Annotated in this window: 21 protein-coding genes; 6 read left to right on the top strand and 15 right to left on the bottom strand. The window is 31.0% G+C overall.

All coding sequences use genetic code 11. The features are described from left to right. Positions 1–12 precede the first annotated feature (12 nt). The 3 genes from leuB (at position 13) to Q0945_RS07815 (ending at position 3,212) form a co-directional block, all read left to right on the top strand. Positions 13–1,068, top strand: coding sequence for a 3-isopropylmalate dehydrogenase (gene leuB, locus Q0945_RS07825; protein WP_299433075.1), 1,056 nt, complete (start codon positions 13–15; stop codon positions 1,066–1,068). 256 nt (positions 1,069–1,324) lie between these two features. Next, positions 1,325–2,254: an AraC family transcriptional regulator gene (locus Q0945_RS07820; RefSeq protein ID WP_299433072.1), complete on the top strand. Its 930-nt coding sequence runs from the start codon at positions 1,325–1,327 to the stop codon at positions 2,252–2,254. A 94-nt stretch (positions 2,255–2,348) separates the two neighbouring features. After that, on the top strand, positions 2,349–3,212 hold the full coding sequence (locus Q0945_RS07815; protein WP_299433069.1) for a hypothetical protein: 864 nt from the start codon (positions 2,349–2,351) through the stop codon (positions 3,210–3,212). Between the two features lie 153 nt (positions 3,213–3,365). Here Q0945_RS07815 and Q0945_RS16140 read toward each other — a convergent pair whose 3' ends face one another. From Q0945_RS16140 to pxpA, 11 genes are all read right to left on the bottom strand, one after another. After that, positions 3,366–3,437, bottom strand: coding sequence for a glycosyl hydrolase family 65 protein (locus Q0945_RS16140; protein WP_366136066.1), 72 nt, complete (start codon positions 3,435–3,437; stop codon positions 3,366–3,368). A gap of 26 nt (positions 3,438–3,463) precedes the next feature. After that, entirely contained in the window at positions 3,464–4,774 is a 1,311-nt protein-coding gene (locus tag Q0945_RS07810; protein WP_299433066.1) for a serine hydrolase domain-containing protein, read from the bottom strand. Positions 4,775–4,965: 191 nt separating this feature from the next. Continuing rightward, positions 4,966–6,555: an NADP-dependent glyceraldehyde-3-phosphate dehydrogenase gene (locus tag Q0945_RS07805; RefSeq protein ID WP_299433063.1), complete on the bottom strand. Its 1,590-nt coding sequence runs from the start codon at positions 6,553–6,555 to the stop codon at positions 4,966–4,968. 165 nt (positions 6,556–6,720) lie between these two features. Continuing rightward, on the bottom strand, positions 6,721–7,971 hold the full coding sequence (ilvA, locus tag Q0945_RS07800) for a threonine ammonia-lyase IlvA (RefSeq protein WP_299433060.1): 1,251 nt from the start codon (positions 7,969–7,971) through the stop codon (positions 6,721–6,723). 43 nt (positions 7,972–8,014) lie between these two features. After that, positions 8,015–9,490 (bottom strand): ketol-acid reductoisomerase, encoded by a 1,476-nt coding sequence (ilvC, locus tag Q0945_RS07795; protein ID WP_299433057.1) that lies wholly within the window; start codon positions 9,488–9,490, stop codon positions 8,015–8,017. Between the two features lie 30 nt (positions 9,491–9,520). Next, positions 9,521–10,048, bottom strand: a complete 528-nt coding sequence (gene ilvN / locus Q0945_RS07790) for an acetolactate synthase small subunit (protein ID WP_299433054.1) — start codon at positions 10,046–10,048, stop codon at positions 9,521–9,523. A 48-nt stretch (positions 10,049–10,096) separates the two neighbouring features. Further along, a complete protein-coding gene (ilvB, locus tag Q0945_RS07785) occupies positions 10,097–11,827 on the bottom strand; it encodes a biosynthetic-type acetolactate synthase large subunit (RefSeq protein WP_299433051.1) in 1,731 nt (576 codons plus the stop codon). A 57-nt stretch (positions 11,828–11,884) separates the two neighbouring features. Next, positions 11,885–13,561, bottom strand: a complete 1,677-nt coding sequence (ilvD, locus tag Q0945_RS07780) for a dihydroxy-acid dehydratase (protein WP_299433048.1) — start codon at positions 13,559–13,561, stop codon at positions 11,885–11,887. 356 nt (positions 13,562–13,917) lie between these two features. After that, positions 13,918–14,757, bottom strand: a complete 840-nt coding sequence (locus Q0945_RS07775) for a biotin-dependent carboxyltransferase family protein (RefSeq protein ID WP_299433045.1) — start codon at positions 14,755–14,757, stop codon at positions 13,918–13,920. Beyond that, positions 14,750–15,490 (bottom strand): 5-oxoprolinase subunit PxpB, encoded by a 741-nt coding sequence (pxpB, locus tag Q0945_RS07770; RefSeq protein ID WP_299433042.1) that lies wholly within the window; start codon positions 15,488–15,490, stop codon positions 14,750–14,752. The genes Q0945_RS07775 and pxpB overlap by 8 nt, the downstream gene beginning before the upstream one ends. Further along, a complete protein-coding gene (gene pxpA / locus Q0945_RS07765) occupies positions 15,483–16,226 on the bottom strand; it encodes a 5-oxoprolinase subunit PxpA (RefSeq protein WP_299433039.1) in 744 nt (247 codons plus the stop codon). Before pxpA ends, pxpB begins: the two co-directional genes overlap by 8 nt. 210 nt (positions 16,227–16,436) lie before the next feature. Here pxpA and Q0945_RS07760 point away from each other — a divergent pair, with 210 nt between their 5' ends. Then, entirely contained in the window at positions 16,437–16,880 is a 444-nt protein-coding gene (locus Q0945_RS07760) for a hypothetical protein (RefSeq protein ID WP_121066967.1), read from the top strand. A 15-nt stretch (positions 16,881–16,895) separates the two neighbouring features. Continuing rightward, complete coding sequence (locus Q0945_RS07755) at positions 16,896–17,459, top strand: hypothetical protein (protein ID WP_299433027.1); 564 nt, start codon at positions 16,896–16,898, stop codon at positions 17,457–17,459. A 3-nt stretch (positions 17,460–17,462) separates the two neighbouring features. Here the strand turns inward: Q0945_RS07755 and Q0945_RS07750 are convergent, their stop codons facing one another. Further along, positions 17,463–18,059 carry a recombinase family protein gene (locus tag Q0945_RS07750; RefSeq protein WP_299433026.1) on the bottom strand — a complete coding sequence of 199 codons (597 nt, stop codon included), beginning with the start codon at positions 18,057–18,059 and terminating at the stop codon, positions 17,463–17,465. A 514-nt stretch (positions 18,060–18,573) separates the two neighbouring features. Between Q0945_RS07750 and Q0945_RS07745 the strand changes: the two genes are divergently transcribed. Further along, on the top strand, positions 18,574–20,403 hold the full coding sequence (locus Q0945_RS07745; protein ID WP_299433023.1) for a DUF885 domain-containing protein: 1,830 nt from the start codon (positions 18,574–18,576) through the stop codon (positions 20,401–20,403). A gap of 77 nt (positions 20,404–20,480) precedes the next feature. Here the strand turns inward: Q0945_RS07745 and Q0945_RS07740 are convergent, their stop codons facing one another. From Q0945_RS07740 to Q0945_RS07730, 3 genes are all read right to left on the bottom strand, one after another. Continuing rightward, positions 20,481–20,819, bottom strand: coding sequence for a hypothetical protein (locus Q0945_RS07740; protein WP_299433020.1), 339 nt, complete (start codon positions 20,817–20,819; stop codon positions 20,481–20,483). A 314-nt stretch (positions 20,820–21,133) separates the two neighbouring features. Further along, positions 21,134–22,669 carry a YifB family Mg chelatase-like AAA ATPase gene (locus Q0945_RS07735; RefSeq protein WP_298486138.1) on the bottom strand — a complete coding sequence of 512 codons (1,536 nt, stop codon included), beginning with the start codon at positions 22,667–22,669 and terminating at the stop codon, positions 21,134–21,136. A gap of 8 nt (positions 22,670–22,677) precedes the next feature. After that, positions 22,678–25,074: a penicillin acylase family protein gene (locus Q0945_RS07730; protein ID WP_299433017.1), complete on the bottom strand. Its 2,397-nt coding sequence runs from the start codon at positions 25,072–25,074 to the stop codon at positions 22,678–22,680. Positions 25,075–25,123 lie beyond the last annotated feature (49 nt).

The raw sequence follows: 25,123 nt of genomic DNA, 5'->3' as shown, positions 1-25,123 counted from the left end.
AAATAAAATAGAATGAAATTAAATATAGCATTATTAGCTGGGGACGGAATTGGCCCTGAAGTAATAGACCAAGCAGTTAAAGTATCTGATAAAATAGCAGAAAAATTTGGACATGAAATCTCATGGACTCCAGCTTTAACAGGTGCTGCAGCGATTGATGCTGTAGGAGAACCTTATCCAGATAGTACGCATGCTGTTTGTGAAGCAGCAGATGCTGTTCTTTTTGGAGCTATAGGGCATCCTCGTTTTGATAATGACCCTTCTGCAAAAGTAAGACCAGAACAAGGATTACTTAAAATGCGTCAGAAATTAGGTTTATTTGCTAATGTAAGACCAACATTTACTTTCCCTTCTTTAATTGATAAATCTCCTTTAAAAAGAGAACGTATAGAAGGTACCGACCTAGTTTTCTTAAGAGAACTTACTAGTGGTGTTTATTTTGGAGAAAGAGGAAGAAAAGACGATGGTAATACTGCTTATGATACCATGACTTATACTCGTGAAGAGATTCAAAGACTTGCAAAAAAGGGTTTTGAATTAGCAATGACACGTTCTAAAAGATTATGTTGTGTAGATAAAGCCAATGTATTAGAATCTTCTAGATTATGGAGAGAAACAGTACAGGCAATGGAAAAAGAATATCCAGAAGTAACGGTTTCTTATGAATTTGTAGATGCTGTAGCAATGCGATTAGTACAATGGCCAAGCGATTATGATGTGTTAATTACAGAAAATCTTTTTGGAGATATTTTAACCGATGAAGCATCTGTAATCTCTGGTTCTATGGGATTAATGCCATCTGCATCTGTAGGAACAGATAATAAGTTATATGAGCCAATACACGGTTCTTACCCACAAGCAGCAGGAAAAGATATTGCTAACCCATTAGCAACAGTTTTATCTGCAGCAATGATGTTTGAAGATTTTGGTTTAACAACAGAAGCTAAAGCTATAAGAGATGTAGTAAACAAATCTTTAGCTGAAGGTTATGTTACAGAAGATTTAGCAGATGGAGCTAAAGCTTTTAAAACTAGCGAAGTTGGGGATTGGTTAGTAACTAATATCTAAAATCAGATACCACAATAAAAAAATTACCTCATAGTCTTATTTAAGTTTATGAGGTTTTTTTATACTCATTATTTAATATATATTGTATATATTTTTTTAAGTACAAAAGGAAAACTCAATGGTAATTGATAGAATAAATAATTGGTTTAATCTTCAAAAACAATACTTCTTTACATATAAGAAAGGTTTTTTTTATCTGTCATATCTATCAAACTCTCCTTCAATTATGCTTAAAAGCCTTGTTAAAATGCCATTTATGAAACATAACAAGGAAAAACAAATGTTGTATTCTGATACCCCGTTTCTCAAAGGAGAATTTTCATATGCAGAATTAGAAGAAGGTTTATGGATGTTTCAATCTGACATGAAATACAAAAACAATGTAAGTTACAAGCCCATATATGATAGGTTTTTACCAGCAGATTATTATTTTATATCTATAAATTTTATCGAAAATAAATTCAAAGATGAATCTTATGAATTTAATAATTTTAAAATTACAAATCATTCTCTCTCCTTTTCAAGGCCAAAAACCGATTTTATAAATTGTCATTTTAAAGATTCTCATGAAATAATGTATATTTTATATTTTAGTGAAAAATGGGTCACTAAAAATATAATCAACTCCACTTCTATTCCAGAAGAAGTAAAAAAATTATTGAATGATACTAGTATTAGTTTTTTAAACTACAACTTTAAATATGATGATTTTAAATTATTTCATAATGATGTAAAGAAAGGGTTTAATAATTCTCTAGGCCCAAATATGTTTGAACTTAAAAAACTTGCTTATGATTTTTTTGAGTTATTTTTTAACTCATTAGAAGAAAAAGAGAATTTTAACACAAACGAATTATCTCATGGAGATCGTATTAAAATTCAAAAAATAGAGTATTTTATATCAAGTAACCTTTATGAAAAATTTCCTGGAATAGATTTTCTTTCTGAAAAGTATAAAATATCACCTACCAAGCTTAAAGAAAATTTTAAATTATTATTTGGCAAACCTATTTTTACTTATTTCCAAGAAAACAGAATGGGATTGGCTTTAAAATATATAAAAGAAGGAGATATAAAAATTAAAGATATAGCTCTTAAATTCAATTATGAAAATGCAAGTAAATTTTCTAAAGCATTTTATAAATGTCACAATAAGCTACCTTCTGATATTAATAAATATAATTAATGTCTTATCGGGCTATTAAAGACTTATTGGATTCTTTTATTTTTTATTGTATTACATAAGTTTGTTTATAATTAATTTTATAACAAATTAAAAAATGACGCCAAAGAGCGCCAATCAATCAATACTAATAACTAAACATGTTGATTGTCTTGAACAACATTTAATACAAGAATTGGCATTGAATGTTTATACTGATAATGCAATTGTAAAAAGATATTCAGTTAAACATAATGACAAAGAAACCCTTTGTTCTAATACAGATATAATTATCTCCACACTTGGTGTTTCACTTCCAAAAGAAACATATTTTGATGCGATTTTACGCAATAAAAAGAATTTCTATTTATTAGAAAAAGCAAAACTTTTAGAAACAAAAAAAATTATTCTAATTGTTCGTCCAAATCCTAGTTTAAGAAATGACACACAATATCAAGACAGTAAAAAAGAGTTTTTACAAGCTTTAAAAAATTCTGGCATAGCGTATAACATAATCTATGTTGACATCATCTTTTCTGATTTTATGCCTTTATTAAATTCTGTATGTAAAAATCCTTTTCTTTTTTTATGTAATGAGAAAGAAAAATATAGTCCTATTCACTTAAAAGACTTAGCAAGAGTAATTATTAACAGTATAAAAAAACCATCTTCAGAAATTTACATTAAAGGCCCTGAAACACTAAGCAAAAAAGAAATAAGTGTATTGGCATACAAAGCATTTAAAAAGAAACCAATACTAATTACAATTCCTTCCCTTTTATTAGTATTAAAAAAACATTTCTTTAAGTTAAAGAAAGAATACAAAAAAACATATTATCAATTCCATACTACTGAAGCTAAAACCTATTCTGTAATTGAAGGAATAGCTCTTGGATGTTTTTTTAATAATGAAGTCCGTAAAATAGAAGAGCGAAGTACTAAAGTAGTGGCCAAAACACAACCAGAACATATTAATATATAACTCTTACTTTGTTTTTTTATAGACAAAAACAGAATCTAAACTAGTTTTTCATGGTTTTAAATAGCTACAGAAATATTTGGAACGATTGTAACAATTTCATTAGCATCAAGCATAAAACTAGCTTCTTTTTTGACTTACAGTAATGACGACAACTTAATGTCTAAAATTTAGATTAAACGAATAGTTATCCCATTCTATTGGCATTCTTGGTGTAAAAGATAACATATCTTTAAACTTATTATTTAAATATTTTACTCTGTAAATTTTAAAACTGCATAACTATCTGAAATGGAATTTTCTTCTTTTACTGTCTTAAAAACTTTCTCTACAATTGCTCTCAAATCTGGTATTACAGTTCTAGCTAACTTGGAATTTCCATTTAACAAAACACAAATTCCTAAATCTGAATCAGGATACATAGCTATTTCATTTCTATAATTATTTACACTACCTCCATGATGCCATACAGTATTTATATCTTTAGTATTTTCATCTTCTAATTTGTGAATACGCCATCCAAAACCATAAGAAGAAGAGACATGCCCAGCCCAACGTTGATAGTACTTAGTATGTCCTTTAATTGAAACAAAGGGCTTAAAAACCTCTTCTAAAGTGTTCTTCCCCATTACCTCAGGATTATGACCTAATAAAAAACGCATCCATTTTGCCATATCTAAAGAACTAGCATTTATACCACCTGCAGCTACAGCATTGTAATATTTATTTGTTAAAGGTAAACTTCTCCATCCTTTTCTACTTTTAGCATGAGGCAAAGCAACATTATTGTTATGTGTAATTTCATCATGAGTCATAGAAACAGTTGACATTCCCAAAGGCTTAAAAAATCTATTTCTTAAAGCTGTATTAATATCATCTCCAGTAGCTTTCTTAAAAACCTCTTGACTTAATGAAAACATAGCATTTTGATAGCTATATAATTTCCCTGGAGTACTAATTGGTTTTATATTAGAAAAACGTTCTGCAATAGTTGATACAGATAAGCCTGCTTCTACTAAATTTGTAAAGCTATGATATGCGGTTCCAGAAGTATGGGACAAAATGTGAGCTAATTTTATATGAGATGTATTCTCTTCATCTCCAAAATGAAAATCTGGAATATAATCCGTGATTTTATCATCCCAATTAAGTTTTCCCTCACCTTTTAAATCGGCCGCTAAAACACCAGCAAAACCTTTAGATAAAGAACCTAACCTAAAAACTGTTTCTCCATTAACTTTGGCTTTTTTATTAATATTTCTTTTACCAAAACCATCAGAAATAACAATAGAATCTCCATGTACAATACTAACTCCTGCACCAACAATAGCACCAGATTTAATTGCCTTATTAAAATACAAGTTTATTTTTTCTTCTAATTCTTTTTTATGCTTTTTATACATAAGAGCTTTTTCCTTATTTAGTATAATTTGCTCTGCAGATAAAATTTGAGAAGATTTTTGATAACCATTTAAATTATCTTTTGATGCTTTAATGTAGGTTTTTGCAATAAAAAATAGCAATATTAAAAGTACAGCTGCTCCTAATGTTTTAAAACGTTTCACAGTATTTTTTTTGATTTGGTTAATGATTTGTGGTTAGTAAATCAAACTCTAAAACGTAATTATTACTAAAATGTTTTATTTACGGTATTACTAATTATACCCCCTTCTACTCTATTAATAATAGTTTCATTTAAAAAGCCCTATTTGTTATAATAAATAGGGCCTTTTAATCAAAAAAAATGAATTGGTTTTTATAAAATATAATCTGTACTAACAAAGTTAGAAACTTTAGCATCTAACAACTGTTCTATAATTTCCGTATTTAAATCGTTGTCTTTAAAAGCTACAAATGTTCTAATAGAAAAAGAACGTAAAGCATCATGCACACTCAAAGTTGCTTGAGCAGAATCTTTTCTTCCTGTAAAAGGATATACATCTGGACCTCTTTGGCAGGAACTATTTAAATTAACTCTACAAACTAAATTCACTAAAGAATCTATTAACGGAGCAAGCGCATAAATATCTTTCCCAAATAAACTTACTTGCTGTCCGTAATTACTTTCTGCCATATCATCTAAAGGTTCCTCTATATCCGTAAAAGGCACGATAGGAATTATTGGACCAAATTGTTCTTCTTGGTATACACGCATATCTTTACTAACAGGATAAACTACGGCTGGCCAAATATAATTTTCTGTTATTTTTCCTCCTTTTTTGTTTAGTATTTTAGCTCCTTTTTCTTTAGCATCATCAATAAGTTCTTGAATATATTGTGGTTTTCCTGGTTCCGGTAATGGTGTTAATTTTACTCCATTTTCCCAAGGGTTTCCAAATTTTAAAGCATCAACCTTTTCAGAAAAACGTTTATTAAATTCTTCTACAATATCTTCATGAACATATAATACTTTTAACGCAGTACACCTTTGTCCGTTAAAAGACAAGGTACCAGCTAAACACTCATCTATAGTTAAATCTAAATCCGCATCTGGTAAAACAATTGCTGGATTCTTAGCTTCTAACCCTAAAACTAAACGCAACCGGTTGCTCTTTGGGTGTTGCTCTTGTAAAGCATTTGCAGATTTACTATTTCCTATAAGCGCAAGAACATCTACTTTTCCTGTTTTCATAATTGGTGCTGCTACTGCTCTACCTCTACCAAAAACAATATTAACTACCCCTTTTGGAAAACTACTCTGAAAAGCTTCTAAAAGTGGCGTGATTAAAAGAACACCATGTTTCGCTGGCTTAAATATGGTAGTATTACCCATTATAATTGCTGGGATTAATAAGGCAAAAGTTTCATTTAAAGGGTAATTATATGGTCCTAAACATAAAACAACACCTAGTGCTCCTCTTTTTATGTGTGCATAAACCCCTGCATTTTTCTGAAATTTAGCAGCATTACGGTCTAACTGTTTGTAATCTTCAATAGTATCATTGATATACTCTACCGTTCTATCAAATTCTTTCTCGGAATCTGGTAAAGATTTTCCAATTTCCCACATTAAAAGTTTTACAATCTCTTCTCTTTTAGTACTCATTTTTTGCACAAAAGTTTCCATACACTCTATACGATCCTTTACATGCATAGTTGGCCACACACCTTGTCCTTTATTATAAGCACCTAAAGCAGCATTTAAAGCATCTAAAGCCTCTGTTTCTCCCATGTCTGGAATAGTTCCTAAAAGTGTAGGTTTATAATCACTCGTTGAGGATATAGTAGAGAAAACTTCTGTAGAATTACCACTCCAATCTTTTAGCTCTCCATCTATCAAATACTTTTTTTGATTAATAACTTCGGTAATTTGATATTGCTCTGGAATAATTGCTTCTTTACTCATATGTGTTATATTTTTATGAATTTGTCTTATTAAAACTTAATTCTACACAACTAAGTTAGTAAAAAACAAAAAGTAAAGACCTCTCTAAAATACCCAATTTTTAAAGTGTTAAACACGAAAACGTTTTCGTAATTTATAATATCATGAAAGAAACAATATATGTTATTATACCAAATATTGAAAAAGGTCTGGCTTATCATTTAAGTACTCTCCAAAAAAATTATTCTCTTTCATTCTCTTAATTAAAGGAGGTAAATCGGATGGAGTTTTTAATTCTATTCCAACTACTGCGGGAGCATTTTCTTTATTAGATTTTTTGGAGTACTCAAAATGAGTAATATCATCTGTTGGCCCTAAAATTTCAGCCACAAATTCTTTTAGTGCGCCTGGACGTTGTGGGAAACGAACAATAAAATAATGTTTTAATTTTCCATATAGCAAGGCTCTTTCTTTAATTTCAGCAGTTCTAGAAATATCGTTATTACTACCACTAATTACACAGACTATATTTTTTCCTTTTATTTCTTCTTTAAAAATATCCAAGCATGTAATAGTTAAAGCTCCTGCTGGTTCTACAACAATAGCATCTCTATTGTATAAATCTAATATGGTTTGACACACTTTACCTTCTGCTACAGTTACCATCTTATGTAAGTTCTCCTTACAAATAGTAAAAGTGTGGTCTCCTACTCTTTTTACGGCCGCACCATCTACAAACTTATCTATTTTTTTGAGCTCCGTATTTATATTATTATCTATTGACGTTTTCATAGAGGGAGCTCCTTGCGGCTCTACTCCTATTATTTTAGTATTGGGAGATGCTGCTTTTACAACACCAATTAAGCCCGAAGCTAATCCGCCACCGCCAACTGGCACAAAAATGTAATCTATAGGTTTTTTGGTTTGATTTAAAATTTCTAAACCAACTGTCCCTTGTCCTTCAATAATTTTAGGGTCATCAAAAGGGTGTATAAAAGTTTTATTCTCTATTTCGCAATATTGCATTGCAGCTATGTAAGAATCATCAAAAGTATCTCCTTCTAAAACAACAGTAACCCAACTCTCTCCAAATAATTTTGTTTGTTCTACTTTCTGTTTTGGAGTTACAGCTGGCATATATATTGTACCCTTAATACCTAAATAATTACATGCATAAGCTACTCCTTGCGCATGATTACCAGCACTCGCACATACAATTCCGTTATCTCTTTCTTTTTTAGAAAGGGAATTTATTTTATTATATGCTCCTCTAATTTTATAAGAGCGTACACTTTGCAAATCTTCTCTTTTTAGAGAAATACTTGCATTATATTCTTTAGAAAGTCGTAAACTAAAAGAAAGCGGCGTAACATCCACTACTTGCTGAATGTTTATCGCCGCTTTCTTAATATTCTCAATTGTTGGGAAGTACGTCATAGGTTTTGTACTCCCTCAAGTTCTCCCAAGGGAGGGAATTTATTTATACAATTGGTTTCATAGCTGTCATAGAAGCTCTTAATCTTGCTCCTACAATTTCTACTGGGTGCTCTCTTAGTGCTTTATTTACTTCAATTAATTTAGCATTATCTACGCCAGAATCTTTACCTTCTCCATAGTTTTTACCAATAACATCAGTATCTATATTCTTCATAAAGTCTACTAATAAAGGCTTACAAGCATGGTCAAATAAATAACAACCATACTCTGCAGTATCAGAAATTACTCTGTTCATTTCAAATAATTTTTTTCTTGCAATTGTATTTGCAATTAATGGAGTTTCATGTAACGACTCGTAATAAGCAGACTCTCCAATAATTCCAGAATCTGTCATAGCTTCAAAAGCTAACTCTACACCAGCTCTTACCATTGCTACCATAAGCACACCGTTATCATAAAATTCTTGCTCAGAAATCTCTACAGAACCAGCTGTAGTTTTTTCAAAAGCAGTTTCTCCTGTTGCAGCTCTCCATCCTAATAAATTTTTATCATCATTAGCCCAGTCTTCCATCATAGTTTTAGAAAACTCACCTTCCATAATATCATCCATATGTTTTTGGAATAATGGACGCATAATATCTTTTAACTCTTCTGATAATTCAAAAGCTTTTATTTTTGCTGGGTTAGATAAACGATCCATCATATTAGTAATTCCTCCATATTTAAGACCTTCTGTAACAGTTTCCCATCCGTACTGAATAAGTTTAGAAGCATAACCTGCGTCTATTCCTTTTTCAATCATTTTATCAAAACAAAGAATGGAACCTGTTTGCAACAAACCACATAAAATAGTTTGCTCTCCCATTAAATCAGACTTTACTTCAGCTACAAAAGAAGATTCTAAAACTCCTGCTCTATCTCCACCTGTACCAACAGCATAAGCTTTAGCTTCTGCTAAACCTTTTCCTTGAGGATCATTTTCTGGGTGAACTGCAATTAAAGTTGGTACACCAAATCCTCTTTTATATTCTTCTCTTACTTCAGAACCAGGACTTTTAGGTGCTACCATAATTACAGTAAGATCTTCTCTTACTTGCATACCTTCTTCTACAATATTAAAACCATGAGAATAAGAAAGCGTAGCTCCTTTTTTCATTAATGGCATGACTGCTTCTACTACTGCAGTATGTTGCTTATCTGGAGTTAAGTTTATTAATAAATCTGCTGTAGGTATTAACTCTTGGTAAGTACCTACTGTAAATCCGTTTTCTGAAGCATTTTTAAAAGATTGTCTTTTTTCTTTTATAGCTGCATCTCTTAAAGTATAAGAAACATCTAAGCCAGAATCTCTCATATTTAACCCTTGGTTAAGGCCTTGCGCGCCACAACCTATAATTACAACTTTTTTCCCTTTTAATGCAGATACACCATCAGAGAATTCTGTAGATTCCATAAACCTACATTTTCCCAACTGTGTAAGCTTATCTCTTAATGATAGTGTATTAAAATAATTTGCCATTTGTGTACTTATTAAGTGTTTTTAATTTATTTAGTTTTGATTAAATTCTTTTAATAATGCCGTTATTGGCATTTCTTCTTTTGTAACCGCTATTCTACCAGATCTTACAAATTGCATTATTCCAAAAGGTTTTAATAAATCATGCATAGCATCTACCTCATAACGTCTTCCTGTTTTTGAAAGAACAAAAAATTCTCTAGAAACCGTTACAATTTCCGAATTACTTTCTTTTATAATATTTTGAATTTGTCTTTCATCAAAAAGTAAGCTCGATTTAATTTTAAACAAAGCAGATTCTTGGTATATGGTTTCATCATTTTTATGATAATAGGCCTTAATAACTTCTATTTGCTTTTCTATTTGACCAACAATCTTTCTAGCATTTTCTTTATTCTCTACAATGACAATTGTGAATTTAGAAACTCCGTCTATTTCTGATTTAGAAACATTAAGGCTTTCTACATTAACATGACGTTTTAGGAAAATCCCTGATATTCTATTAAGTAATCCAACATTATTTTCTGAATAAACCGATACGGTATACGTTTCTTTTTCCATTGGTTTTTCTCTTATCTATTTTGCTTGTATAGCAATATATTAATACGTTTATTTTAATCTAATTTCTGATACAGAAGCTCCTGAAGGAATCATTGGAAACACATTGTCTTCTTTCTCTACGCATACTTCTAAGAAATAAGGTCCTTTAAAAGCTATCATTTCTTCTATAGCAGCTTTTAAATTCTCTCTTTTAGAGATTCTAGTTGCTTTAATATGATACCCTTCTGCAATTTTTACAAAATCTGGGTTTGTCATTACTGTAGATGCGTATCTTTTATCAAAAAATAATTCTTGCCATTGGCGCACCATCCCTAAGTGCTCATTATTTAACACAACTATCTTAACAGGTACATTATGTTGGTTTATTACGCCAAGTTCTTGTATTGTCATTTGGTATCCACCGTCTCCAATAATAGCAACAACTTCACGATCCATTGCTCCCATTTTTGCGCCAATAGCTGCTGGTAATGCAAATCCCATTGTTCCTAGGCCACCAGAAGTAATATTACTTTTACTCTGGTTAAATTTTGCATACCTACAAGCAAACATTTGGTGTTGTCCAACATCTGAGACAATTACGGCTTTATTTTCTGATGCTATATTTATTTCTTTTAGCACTTCTCCCATAGTTAACCCCTCTTTTGTTGGGTTAAGTTGGTCATTTATTACTTGGTCAAATTCAACTTTATATTTTTCTTTGAATTCATTATGCCAAGCATCGTGCTTATTTTCCTTAATTTTTGGTAAAATTAATTCTAATGTTTTTTTAGAATCTCCTAATACCGCCACATCAGACATTACATTTTTATTTATCTCTGCTGGGTCTATTTCAAAATGAATAACTTTTGCTTGTTTAGCATAATCGTCTAACCTACCTGTAACACGGTCATCAAAACGCATTCCTATTGCTACTAATACATCGCATTCATTTGTTAATACATTTGGACCATAGTTACCATGCATACCAACCATACCAACATTTAAAGGATGGTCTGTATCCATTGCAGATAAACCTAATATTGTCCAAGCTGCTGGTATTCCAGCTTTTTCTACTAATGCTTTTAGCTCTGCTTCTGCTTTTCCTAAAATTACTCCTTGACCAAAAACAATAAATGGTTTTTTAGCATTATTTATTAATTCTGCAGCAGCATCTATTGCATCTAGCTTTGGTTTTGGAACAGGGTTATAACTACGCACACCTGTACATTTTTCATAAGAAAATTCAAATTCTTCTAATTGTGCGTTTTTAGTAATATCTACTAAAACAGGACCTGGTCTTCCAGAACGAGCTAAATAAAATGCTTTAGCCATTATTTCTGGAATTTCAGATGCTTTTGTAATTTGATAATTCCATTTTGTTACTGGAGTAGAAATTCCAATAATATCTGTTTCTTGAAAAGCATCAGACCCTAATAAGTGTCTAAATACTTGCCCTGTAACACATACCATAGGAGTAGAATCTATCTGAGCATCTGCAATACCTGTCACTAAATTTGTTGCTCCAGGTCCAGAAGTTGCCATTGCAACACCTACTTTACCAGTTACTCTAGCATAGCCTTGTGCTGCATGTGTAGCTCCTTGCTCATGACGAGCTAAAATATGTGTTAATTTATCCTGAAATTTATACAACTCATCATAAACAGGCATAATTGCTCCTCCAGGGTATCCATAAATTAAATCTACTCCCTCTTCTAATAAACAATGAATTATAGCTTCTGCTCCACTAATTTTCATAGTAGTTTTTTTAGTTTCTTTATTTTTTGCTTTTAATGTTTCCATAAGCCTTACCCAACAATCTTTTCAGATTTTTACGGGTTAATTAAATTAATTAATGTTCTAAAACTCATCTGTTACACATCCTTGCGCAGCAGAAGATACTGATCGAGCATATTTATACAATACCCCTTTTTTAAACTTTAAAGCTGGTTCTACCCATGCTTCTTTACGTTTTTCTAATTCTTCCTTAGACACTTCAACATTTATAGAGTTTGTTTCTGCATCTATTACAATTACATCCCCATCTTTTACCAAACCTATTGCACCGCCTTCTTGCGCTTCTGGAGATATGTGCCCAACAACAAAACCGTGAGTTCCTCCTGAGAAACGACCATCTGTTATTAACGCTACGTCTTTACCTAAACCAGCTCCCATAATTGCTGCAGTTGGTTTTAACATTTCTGGCATTCCTGGTCCTCCTTTAGGTCCTTCATATCTAATGACGACTACATTTCCTTTTTCTACTTTACCTCCTCGTATAGCATCATTAGCGTCATACTCACTATCAAAGACTTTTGCTGTTCCTTTAAACAACAAACCTTCTTTTCCTGTAATTTTTGCTACAGAACCATTCTCTGCTAAATTACCGTATAACATTCTTAAATGCCCTGTTTCTTTAATTGGCTTATCTAAAGGCATAATAACATCTTGACCTTCTTCTAAATCTGGAACATTTTCTAAATTTTCCGCTAATGTTTTTCCTGTTACAGTTAAACAGTCTCCATGTAAAAGACCATTCTTTAATAAATATTTTAAAACTGCTGGTATTCCTCCTATTCTATGAACATCTTCCATTAAATATTTACCACTTGGCTTTAAATCTGCAATAAATGGTGTAGTGTCACTTATATGCTGAAAATCTTTTAAAGTAAAATCTATATCTGCAGCTCTAGCAATTGCTAAAAAATGTAATACTGCATTTGTAGAACCTCCCATAATAGTTACTAAACGAATAGCATTTTCTAATGATTTACGAGTAACAATATCTAAAGGTTTTATATCTTTTTCTATAAGTAAACGCATTTGTTTTCCTGCAGCAATACATTCTTCTTCTTTATTATTACTAATTGCTGGGTTAGAAGAATTGTAAGGCAAAGACATTCCTAATGCTTCTATTGCAGAGGCCATAGTATTTGCCGTATACATACCTCCACAAGCACCTGCTCCTGGCACAGATTTCTTAATGATGGATTTATAATTTTTTTCATCCATAGTGCCTGCTACTTTTTCTCCCCATGCTTCAAATGCAGATACAATGTCTAACTTTCGATCATTATGACAACCAGATTCTATTGTTCCTCCATACACTAAAATTGCAGGACGATTTAATCGCAACATAGCCATTAAAGCTCCAGGCATATTTTTATCACAACCTACAACAGTAACTAGAGCATCATAAGACATTCCTTGTACTACCGTTTCCATAGAATCTGCAATAATATCTCTAGAAGGAAGGGAAAAACGCATTCCTGGTGTACCCATAGATATACCATCACTAACACCAATGGTATTAAAAATTAAGCCTACAGTTTCTTTAGAGTTAACTCCTTCTTTCACCAATTTTGCTAAATCATTTAAGTGCATATTACAAGGGTTACCTTCGTAACCAGTACTTGCAATACCTACTAATGGTTTATTAAAATCTTCATCTTTAAAACCAATAGCATATAACATTGCTTGTGCTGCCGGTTGTGTTGGATCTTGAGTAACGTTTTTACTGTATTTATTTAATTCCATTTATACTAATCTTTCTATTTTATATATTCCTTGGATACTCTTAACAAATCAAATATAATTCTTTACTGAAACCAATTTGGTTTATACTTTTTATTGGTTCAAATTCAAGTCTAATCAATTTTAATTAACTAACTTATAATCAAACAATTAATACGTGCTTTCATATCATATTCAATAGTTTTCACTTCTAATATTTAGGTCATAAAAAAAGCCTGTATCATAAATTTTATGATACAGGCTTCCAAACAATAGAATACTATACCATCCCAGTTACGGGACAATAATATTAATACTAACTATTGTTTTTATTATTTTCATGAGACAATAATACTTATTCTTTTCTTAATATCCTATTTCTATACCAACTTAAAACGTACTGTATCTCCATACTTTTTTTGTGCCAAAACACAAATTGCTCTATCAGTTAACTGTAATATTCTAGGGTAGCCTCCTGTTGTTTGTCCGTCTTTCATAAGAATAATTAACTTTCCGGATGGCGTTAATTGTATGGTTCCTGGAAATGTTGCTGATGTTAACATAGAATAACTTATCCCTTCTATATTTTCTTGAAGTTGATATGCCATTCTATCATTTTGATTAGATATAGAAAATATAGTCGTAAATATTTGTTGTATTTGTGACGGATTTAAAAGGTTATATTCTGGACCTTTTGCAATTTCTAGTATATTTTTATTTAAAATAGAACTTATTTTTATTTCAGAAATCTTTGGGTTAAAGTCTTGACACTCCTCATAATCTAATTCTTCCCCTTTTTTAACACAACGAGACTTTGTTATTGGATAGTAATAGGAAGAGCTATTTAAAATTACAGTAGATTTAAAACCACCTTTTATTCCTAAATACCCCCTAAAACCTAGGTTTAATTTACCATAAGAAAGCACATCACCGGCTTTTACTTTATATATTTTGTATAGAGAAATTGGCTCATTGTTTAATGCTACTACAAAATTTGCACCACCAATACATATATAGGTAGGTGCTTTAAATTCTAACGTAGGTCCAGTCATTGTTATTTCTAGAACCGCTGCATTGGAAGCATTCTCTAATAAAGTATTTATAGCCTTAGTGGTGTATGTATCCATAGAACCCGATACTGGTACCCCTTTATCTTTAAACCCAAACCTTCCTTGGTCTTGTAAGGTTGTAAATAAACCTTGCTCTAATACTTTAAGCATCTATTTTAATTTTTTGAATAGTATACACTCCAGCTTCATTTTCTATAGCACATAAATTATATTCTGCTCTCTCTATAGCAAAGAACTCAACTTTATCTCCAACACTAACAAATACTGGGTTTTCTCTTGTTACTTTAAACATAGATACAGGGCAACTACCAATTATATTCCACCCTCCAGGGGATTGTTGAGGGTAAATTCCAGTTTGTTTACCTGCTAAACCTACAGATCCTTTTAGTACTTTTTGCCTTGGGACTTCCCTTCTACTTACTTCTAAATCTGCAGGTAAACCTCCCAAATACATAAAACCTGGAAGAAAACCTATGCCATAAATCGTATACGATTGTTTAGTATGCAATGCTATTACTTCTTCTACGCTTTTATTTACAGTACTTGCCACTTCTTCTAAATCTACTCCAAAATCAGTGTCATAACACACAGGTAATTTCCATAAATTCTTTTCTCTTTTAATTTCAACGGCACTTTTTTTAGAATACCATTGCTTTATATTATGTTTTAACACATTAAAATTTATTGGAAAATTTCTTTCTACTAATGTTAAAGAGTTGTATGATGGTATGATTTCCCATTTCTCTGGAAATAAAAAATTCTTTGCTAAATAGGTCTTAAACTGTAAAATATCTTCCAAAATAGCTTCATCAACAATATTTGGCCATTCTATTAGTATAGCATGCTGTCCAAATGGTCTTATAGAAATGGTATAGTTAGACACTTTTTAATATATTTAGTTTTGGCAATTCCTTAGAAAGGTAGGTTAAAATATCTAATGTATTAGAACTATCTCCATGAACACAAAAAGTACTTGCTTGTATTGCCACTAAATCTCCTGACATAACTTTTACTTTTTCCTGAAACAACATTACACTTATATGTTCTAACACAGATTTAGAGTTACTTATTAAGGCATTTTTTTGTTTTCTAGATACCAAACTTAAATCAGAATTATAGTTTCTATCTGCAAAAGCTTCATATTTTACCTTAAAACCTTGTTTTAAAGCTTCTTTTGCAATTACTGAGTTATAAGGCGAATACACTAAAGCCTTTTCTTTATAAGCTAAAATACTTTCCAAAAAAGTTTGGGCAAGTTCTTTATTCTTAACCAAATCATTATACAAAGCACCATGTGGTTTAATATGATGCAAAACAACTTTCTTTTCATTTAAAACACTTAAAAAATTACTTATTTGTTCTTTTATAGAATTAACAAATGCATTTTTAGATATATTTATAGAAGCTCTTCCAAAATTCTCTTTATCTGGGTAAGATGGATGCACTCCTATTTTAACTCCATATTTTACTGCTAAATCTACTGTTGTCTTCATAGTTTCTTTTGTACCAAAATGCCCTCCACAAGCAACATTACAAGAAGTAAGAAACGGAAACAAATCAGATTCATTTGCAACCCCCTCACCTACATCGCAATTAATATCTATGTATTTTACATTCATTCGGAACTATCTATATTGTAAAGATAAAAATTCAGTAACAGTAATACCGCCTATATACGAACTTAAAGCTAGTCAAATTTTAACATTTAAAGTGTAGTTCGTCTAAAAAAATGCAGTTCGTCTAAAAGTACTATGCATTACATCGAAAGAATATAATAATACTAAAAGTGCAAGGTTATAATAGTCCCAAATTTTAATGTCCAAAAATAAATGACCTGCTTAGAATGCAATAAAGAATTAGGATACCTTGACCATAAAAACGCTATGGAATCTCTTGGTGTAGAACTTTGTGAAAAACACCAGGCAAGAATAGAAAAATTAATAGAGAAAAACAACACTCCATTAGAAGCTATACAATTATATTATGGTTTAAAAGAAGCTGGTGTAAGCGCTATGTTAGAATGGTGGGACGGGAAAAAATCTATTGACATTGCAATTTCTAGAGTAAAACTTAATATAGAAATAGACTCTCAATATGACAAACTAAGTCATGAACAAGCTATTAATGATTTAGAGGAAGATATGCACTCTTTTAAAAATGGATTTACAACCATAAGAATTCCGCATGTTCTAATTAGATATTATTTAAAAGAAACAGTAAATAACATTATAGGCATTATGGAGGGCTTAAAAGCCAATATAAAAGCCATATAATTCAAAATTAAAGCTATGTCTACAAATAAAATACTAAAGACCCCATTACGTATTTCTATTGCTACCTTATTACTAGGGATGGCTTCCAGAATATTAAATTGGCCATATGCTTTTCATGTTATTATAGCGTCGTTTATATTAATTGGTGTATTATATACTATTCGTTTTAATAAAAAAAATGATAAACAAACTGTAGATTATATAAAAATGATTTTAGTAGTTTTTTGGACTACAAATGGCGTACTAAAACTATTAGATTTTCCATACTCCCTCTTTTTTCAAATTGTTACTGCTTTTACATTTATTGCATGGTTTATTATGGAGGGCACCGCTTATTTTATGGATGAAGATAGAAAAGCAAAAAACACACTAATACAAATTATATGGAACGCTGCTTTAGTACTAGGTATACTTGCTACAATTGCTGGCGGCTTATTAAATGTTTTACATTGGGAATATGCTATGCATTTATTATCTGCAGGCATAACGGTTATTACCGGATATATACTAAAGGATCTTTTTATGCCCCAAAAGTTTGAAGACAAAGACCAGAATAACAAAGGAGAGTATCAATTATAATTTTTAAATAAGTCTCTTGACTTTTTGCACAGTACCTAAACTTACTTTACATATTTTAGCTGTATCCCTTAAGGTTTTACCTTTTAAAAGAGTAGCAACCACCTTTTTGTGTTTTTCAAGAACAACTTCTTTAGATTCTACAGAGCCTTTTGCTCTACCCTTATAAGTTCCCTTTGCTTTTGCAACTGAAATACCTTTTTTCTGCATTTTTAACGCACTTTGTTTTTCCATTTGAAAAACATTTGTAAATGCTTTTAATAACAAAACAAAGATTTCATTAGGCTTTCCTTTTACTAAAGACTCTATCCCTAAATTATCTATTTTAATTGTTATTCCTAATTCTTCAAAAATTTTAATCGTAGCTGTAATATCTTGTAAATTTCTCCCAAATTGATCTATAGAATCTACACTTAAATAGTCTATTTTAAAACCTTCTAGAGTATTCAAAAAATTTAGTAATTCTTTTCCTTTACTTCTTTCTTTAAATGGAGTTGCAGCAATACAACAATCTATAAATAACTGCTGATTTTTATACTTTTTTTGAAGTTTTTTTTCTAATGTTTTAGGAAGAGATTCTACTTGTATATACCTTGCTTTCATACAACAAAATTAGGAATTAACGATATCTTGTACTAATTTTAGGATACCTGTTTTAAGTACAATTAATCTAAAATCAAAAGCACCCACAAAATACACGTTGTATTATTTTTAAAGTAAACCCTAAAATTGATGCGATATATATTTATTATTTAAAAATTAGTATAATTACTAAGATAAAAAGAGAACTCAGACACATAAATTCTATTTAACTAAATTTATATAATTATACACTCTTTCTTTTAAAGATATAGTCTTATTCTGTAAGTTATTTACCTGTTGTAATTTTAACTCTATAAAATTAATCAGGAGGTATTAAAGCATCTATTAATTTTTAATGAAAAATTCGTAATAGTACTAAACCTTTAAATATTCTATAAAATTTCGCTTTTAATAATAAAACACTTTAGTATAGTGGAATAGCATTAAAATTAATTACTTAAGATAGCTTTTAAGATAGATAAGCTTTATATCTTTATGGTGACTTTTAAAAAAAACAACTGTAAAACACAAATTTATGAAGCAATATTTCTTAAAATCATTCCTATTACTAAGTGTAATAACTTTGTTAGCTAATTGTAAAAAAGAGAAAAAAGAAAAGCAATATTCAGCTATTGAAATATTAACTGAATCAAAAAAGGTTAATGATTTTTTTCAAAAATCATTTGATGAATTAGTTGATTTACATCCAGAATTTCAAACAAGGTTAGGTATAAAAAAAGACTATGGAAAATTAGATGATAATTCCCCCAAAGCAAAAGAAAGAGATTTACAATTAAATAAGGAAAAACTTGCTTGGCTAATAGATTCTGTAAATATAAATGCCCTTAATCAAGACGTATTATTAAGCTATAAACTCTTTAAACAAAATATAGAAAACAATATAAATGATTACAAATACCGTTTGTATAACTATCCTGTGAACCAAATGTTTGGAGCACAATCTGGAAAACCAGCATTTATGATAAATATGCACAGTATTGATAGTGTTTATGATGCGAAAGCTTACATTTCTAGATTAGAAAATTTTAATAAGTTTTTTACACAATTAATAGAAAATTTAAAAGAAAGAGAAGCTATTGATATTATCCCTCCAAAATTTGTTTTTGATAAAGTAATACAAGACTCTGAAAATATCCTAGAAGGAAAACCATTTGATCAAACTAACAAACAAAGTACTCTACTAAAAGACTTTAGTAATAAAGTAAACAAATTAGAAATTGAGGACAACATAAAATCTAATTTAATAGCGCAAGCCAACAACGCTCTATTAACATCTGTGAAGCCTGCATATAAAAACCTCATTTCTTTTATGAAAGACCAGAAAAAAAGAGCGAATTCTGACCACGGCGTGTGGAAATTTCCCAACGGAGAAGCTTTTTTTAATAATGCATTAAAGAGAACAACCACAACTAATTTAACTTCAGATGAAATTCATGAAATAGGATTAAAAGAAGTTGCAAGAATTCATGAAGAAATGAATGCAATTAGAAAAAAGGTTAAATTCAAAGGAAATTTGCAAGAGTTTTTTGAATTTATGAAAACAGACAGTCAGTTCTATTATTCTAAAAACCAAAAAGGAAAAGATGCCTATTTAGCTAAAGCTGTCCATATTATTGATAGCATGAAAACTAGATTAGATGAAATATTTATAACAAAACCAAAAGCAGATATATTAGTAAAAGCTGTAGAATCATTTAGAGAAAAATCTGCAGGAAAAGCATTTTACAATCGTCCTGCTCCTGATGGTTCCAGACCTGGAATTTATTACGCTAACTTATATGACATGAAATCAATGCCAACTTATCAAATGGAAGCATTAGCTTATCATGAAGGTATTCCAGGACATCATATGCAATTAGCAATTCAGCAGGAATTAGATAGTATACCTATGTTTAGAAAATTTGGGGGCTATACTGCATATACCGAAGGCTGGGGCTTGTATTCTGAATTTATACCAAAAGAAATGGGTTTTTATGCTGACCCTTATTCTGATTTTGGACGTTTAGCTATGGAATTATGGAGAGCATGTAGATTAGTTGTTGATACCGGTATTCATTCCAAAAAATGGACTCGAGAAGAAGGAATTAAATATTATACAGAAAACACCCCTAACGCCGAACTAGATGCTGTTAAAATGGTAGAGAGACACATTGTTATGCCTAGCCAAGCAACAGCTTATAAAATTGGTATGCTAAAAATATTAGAATTACGCGCAAAAGCAAAGAAAGATTTAGGAGATAAATATGATATACGTGAGTTTCATGAAGTAGTTATTTCTCAAGGAGCTATACCTTTAAACATTTTAGAAGACTTTGTAATGAAGTATATAGCCTCTAAAAGTTAAAATAAATTCAATAATACATTTAAAATGCAGAAATTAGGTTAAAAAATAATTACATTATTTTTTAATGAATAGTGTAATTATTTTTTAACTAAATTTATATAGTTATGTACTTCTTCTTTTAAAGAAATAGTCTTATTAACTATATCATTTACCTGTTGTAATTTTAACTCTACAAAATTAACAGAGGGTCTTAATGCATCTATTAATTTTAAATGAGATATTCGTAATAGTTCTAAGTTTAATTTTAGATCTTCAAACTCCTCAAACAATTTATAGGTTTGTGGTTCACAAGAGTAGGAACATAGGCTATTTTTTAAGAGCATTACATCCCTATAACTACGTTCCATCCTAATTAAACAATTTCCAATTTCGTTTTCTTCATTTAGTTCTTTGCCTTTTTTATTTTTGAGTAACATAACTTTTCGTTTAAAATTCATATAAAATACAATCAGAAAAGTAATTAACCCCCGAAATAAGAAGTGCTCGAGGTACTTTTAAGGAAATGTTCTAAAGTCTATACTATGTAAAACTTGGGGTAATTAAAAGAGTACTAAGCTCTACTCTTAAAGATAAGAAAAATCTTTATACAAAAACATGATAAATATCCTTTTAACTTATTTTTTAAAATGTAAGAAGGATATAAAAAAGGCAATTATTTCTTACTGTAACCATATATTTTAGTTGATAGAATTTTATACTAACTATTCCTAATTTAGAATTAGTTTCAATTTTAACCCAACCAACCTTCTCTATCTAAGCTACGGTACTGAATAGCTTCGCTAATATGTGTGCCGTTTACTTCTTTTGTATTTTCTAAATCAGCAATGGTACGTGCTACTTTTAATATCCTATCATAGGCTCTAGCAGAAAGATTAAGCCTTTCCATTGCATTTTTAAGCAGCTCTTTAGAAGTAGCATCTAATTTACAGTATTCTCGAATTTGCTTGGTATTCATTTGTGCATTATAGTGCACGTTTTCTAAATCTTTGAATCGTTCTGTTTGCAATTCTCTAGCAGCTGTAACACGCTTACGTATTTCTACACTACTTTCTCCTTTACGTTCTTCAGAAAGCTTTTCAAAAGGTACAGGAGTAACCTCTATATGAATATCTATTCTATCCAATAAAGGTCCCGATATTTTTCCAAGATACCGCTGCATTTCTGCTGGCGATGAAGTTACAGGAGCATCTGGGTCATTAAAATACCCTCCAGGACTAGGATTCATACTAGCAACCAACATAAAACTACTAGGGTAAGTAACCGTAAACCTTGCTCTAGATATGGTTACCTCTCTATCCTCTAAAGGCTGACGCATTACTTCTAACACTCCTCTTTTAAATTCTGGCAATTCATCTAAAAATAAGACACCATTATGCGACAATGATATTTCTCCTGGTTGCGGGTATGCTCCACCTCCTACCAGTGCTACATCGGAAATGGTATGATGTGGACTCCTAAATGGTCTTAAACTCATTAACCCCATATTTTTAACCTTGCCAACAACGCTATGTATTTTTGTAGTCTCCAAAGCCTCATTCAATGTCATTGGAGGTAGAATAGATGGCAAACGTTTTGCCAACATTGTTTTCCCTGCTCCTGGCGGACCAATAAGAATAATATTATGTCCGCCAGCTGCTGCAATCTCCATACACCGTTTAATACTTTCTTGGCCTTTTACATCCGAAAAATCATATTCTGGGAAATCTAAACTTTTAGCAAATTCTTCCCTGGTATTAATTATAGTTTGTTCTAGCGGTGTTCCTTTATCAAAAAAATCTATAACTTCTTTTATATTTTCCACGCCATACACTTCTAAATCGGAGACAATAGCAGCTTCTTTTACATTTTCTTTAGGAAGTATAAAACCTTTAAAACCTTCTTCTCTTGCTTTTATAGCTATTGGTAAAGCTCCTTTTATGGGTTGTAAACTACCATCTAAAGACAATTCTCCCATTATAATATAAGAATCTAAATTATTAGATTCTATTTGGTTTGACGCCGTAAGAATTCCTATAGCAAGCGTTAAATCATACGCAGAACCTTCTTTACGCAAATCTGCAGGTGCCATGTTTATGGTAATCTTTTTTCCTGGAATTTTATAACCGTTGTTTAATAAAGCAGCAGCAATCCTATAATTACTTTCCTTAATGGCGTTATCTGGTAAACCTACCAAATGATACCCAATTCCTTTATCTACATTTACTTCAACAACTATTGTGGTAGCTTCTACACCAAATACAGAACTACCGTAAACTTTTGTAAGCATAATCCTATTTACTTTGGACTAAATATAAGCAATGATTTTGAAGTCTCTTGAATCTCTTTTTTATTCAGCAACATTTTTCGGAACTGCCCAGTAACAAACATCTTTGCTTGATCCTGATAATGAGGACTAAAGGGGTTCCCAGACTGCCCTGTTGGCAATATACTTATACTATTCTCTACATCGGAGAAATCTACAATTCGTCTAGTAGACGGTCCAGAAGTTACTTTATACCTTCCGGTATCATTATATAAAAACCCTAGGTTGTTTATGACTTCTCTAGTGCCATTTACAGGAAATGGTCCCACATTAAAAAAGGAACGTAATGCTTCTACTTTACCAATTGGATGCTCATGTTCTAAAGTGTGCACTTTATTCCACGTCCAATCTTTATAATTTTTTCCAAAATCTTTTTCTAAAGATTTCCATGCTTTATTAAAAGCTGCATGTACCACATCTTGTTTTGTTTCTTTCTTTTGAGCAGTACTACTATTATCCCACCATACAGATTCTGATTTATATGCCATAGGAGCAATTACCCTTTTTAATAAATGGGTTGCTAAAAATTGAGAGTACAATTCTTCTTCCAATTCATCATAAAAAGTTTCCTCTATAAAATAATAAATCCACCTATGATATATTGTTGCTTCATAGCTGTTTAAAGAGTATTCTCCATTCCATTCCTTTAAAATATCTAAAACCTCTATTTGATTTTTATTCAGTAACTTAACATCCATTACCTTACTTAAACCTACAACTACTATAGGATTAACCACAGAAGTAACATCTAGCATCATGTTACTCACAGATTTCTTATCCCAATCGTTTTTAGGCTCTAATAATTGTGTAATTCTTTTGGCTCTATTTTCCGGCAAATAATAACCAGGATATAACCTACCATTGACAGAATCTGGTTGGTTATTGGCAGAATACACATAGTTCCAAGGTGGGTTTATAGCCTTAGGATTTTCACTAAAATCTAAATATTCAACTCGTTCTTCTTTTCCTTCAGCTCCATTTAAAACCATTTTAGAATGCGCTCCATTTGGCAAGGTATGTAATTTGGCAGACGCAAACCAAGCTACATTTCCTTCTACATCACCATACATAACATTTAATCCAGGCGCATGAATATTTGGGAGAGCATTTTTAAATTCAGCTATAGTATTTGCTTTAGATATACTATAAAAAGCATCTAGAGCTTTATTCTCGTACAACGTATAGGTCCAAGACATACTAATTGGTTTTTCTTCCATTATTTGCTTAGCTATACCCGTTAATACAGGACCATGCTTTGTTTTTTTATAGGTGAAATTTATTTCTTGCTCGTCTTTTACCTTTATTTTTTTTGCTATGTAGGAGTAAGACTTCCACCCTTCTGGGGTTTTATATTTTGTACTATCAGCAGGATTAGTTTTTTCATAATAGAAATCCACATCATCATTTTCAAACATTGTTAAGCCATACGCTAAGTTTCTATTATGCCCTAAAAGAGGAAAAGGAATTCCTCCTAAATGATACCCATATTTTTCATAGGTTGGCGTACTTAAATGTGCCTCATACCAAACAGCAGGTTGCGCAAAACCTATATGTGGGTCATTCGCAAATAATACGGCACCATTTTTGGTTTTTTCTGGAGAAAGAACCCACCCATTACTCCCTTCAAACAAAGGTAAACTTATGTTTTTCAAAGCATTATAAACAGATACACTTACAGAGTTTTTAATTCCTTTTTTTGCTTCTAAAGATTCATGATTTTTTAACCAAACGGTACTAGTATCTACATTTATTTCTAAGTCCACTAAATAGGCTTCTCCCAATTTATCTTTAATGTTAGTGATTAATGGATCTGTTTTATGCGCCATGGCAAAGCTAAATGCCATATACCCCATAGTATTATACATATCTTCTAACCTAAAATTTTGTTTTTTAATTCCGGTTAAATAAAACTCTATTGGCGTAGGACCTTCTTTTATAAATTTATTTACACCTTCCAAATATGCATTAGATAATTTTACAACAGGGCTGTCTGCATCCAAACTAGCAACTGTTCTCTTTGTTGCTTCTTCTATATCTAAAGAGAGGAAAAATTTATCCGTAGAAATTAAATCTTTACCAAAAACTTCAGACAATCTTCCTGATGCAATTCTCCGCATTAGCTCCATTTGCCAAAGCCTGTCTTGCGCATGTACATAACCTAGAGCCCTATAAACATCTTCTTCTGTTTGCCCAAATATATGTGGGATTCCGTATTTATCATAATAAACCGATACTTCTTTTTCTAAAGCAGCATCTACTATCTTACCTTCATAATCTGGCTTAAGATGCCATATTATTAGATAGCCTATTAAAATTAACACACCTAACAACAGTAATATATAAACGGCTATTTTTTTAAATTTCACCATACTTATTCTCCAGATATGCCAGTAAGATAAAATTTATTAATCAAAAAAG

The organism is uncultured Maribacter sp., from assembly GCF_947500405.1.
In the GTDB taxonomy this organism is placed as follows: Bacteria; Bacteroidota; Bacteroidia; order Flavobacteriales; family Flavobacteriaceae; genus Maribacter_B.
Note: the sequence above shows the minus strand (reverse complement) of the source record. Positions and strands in the feature narration are given on the sequence as shown.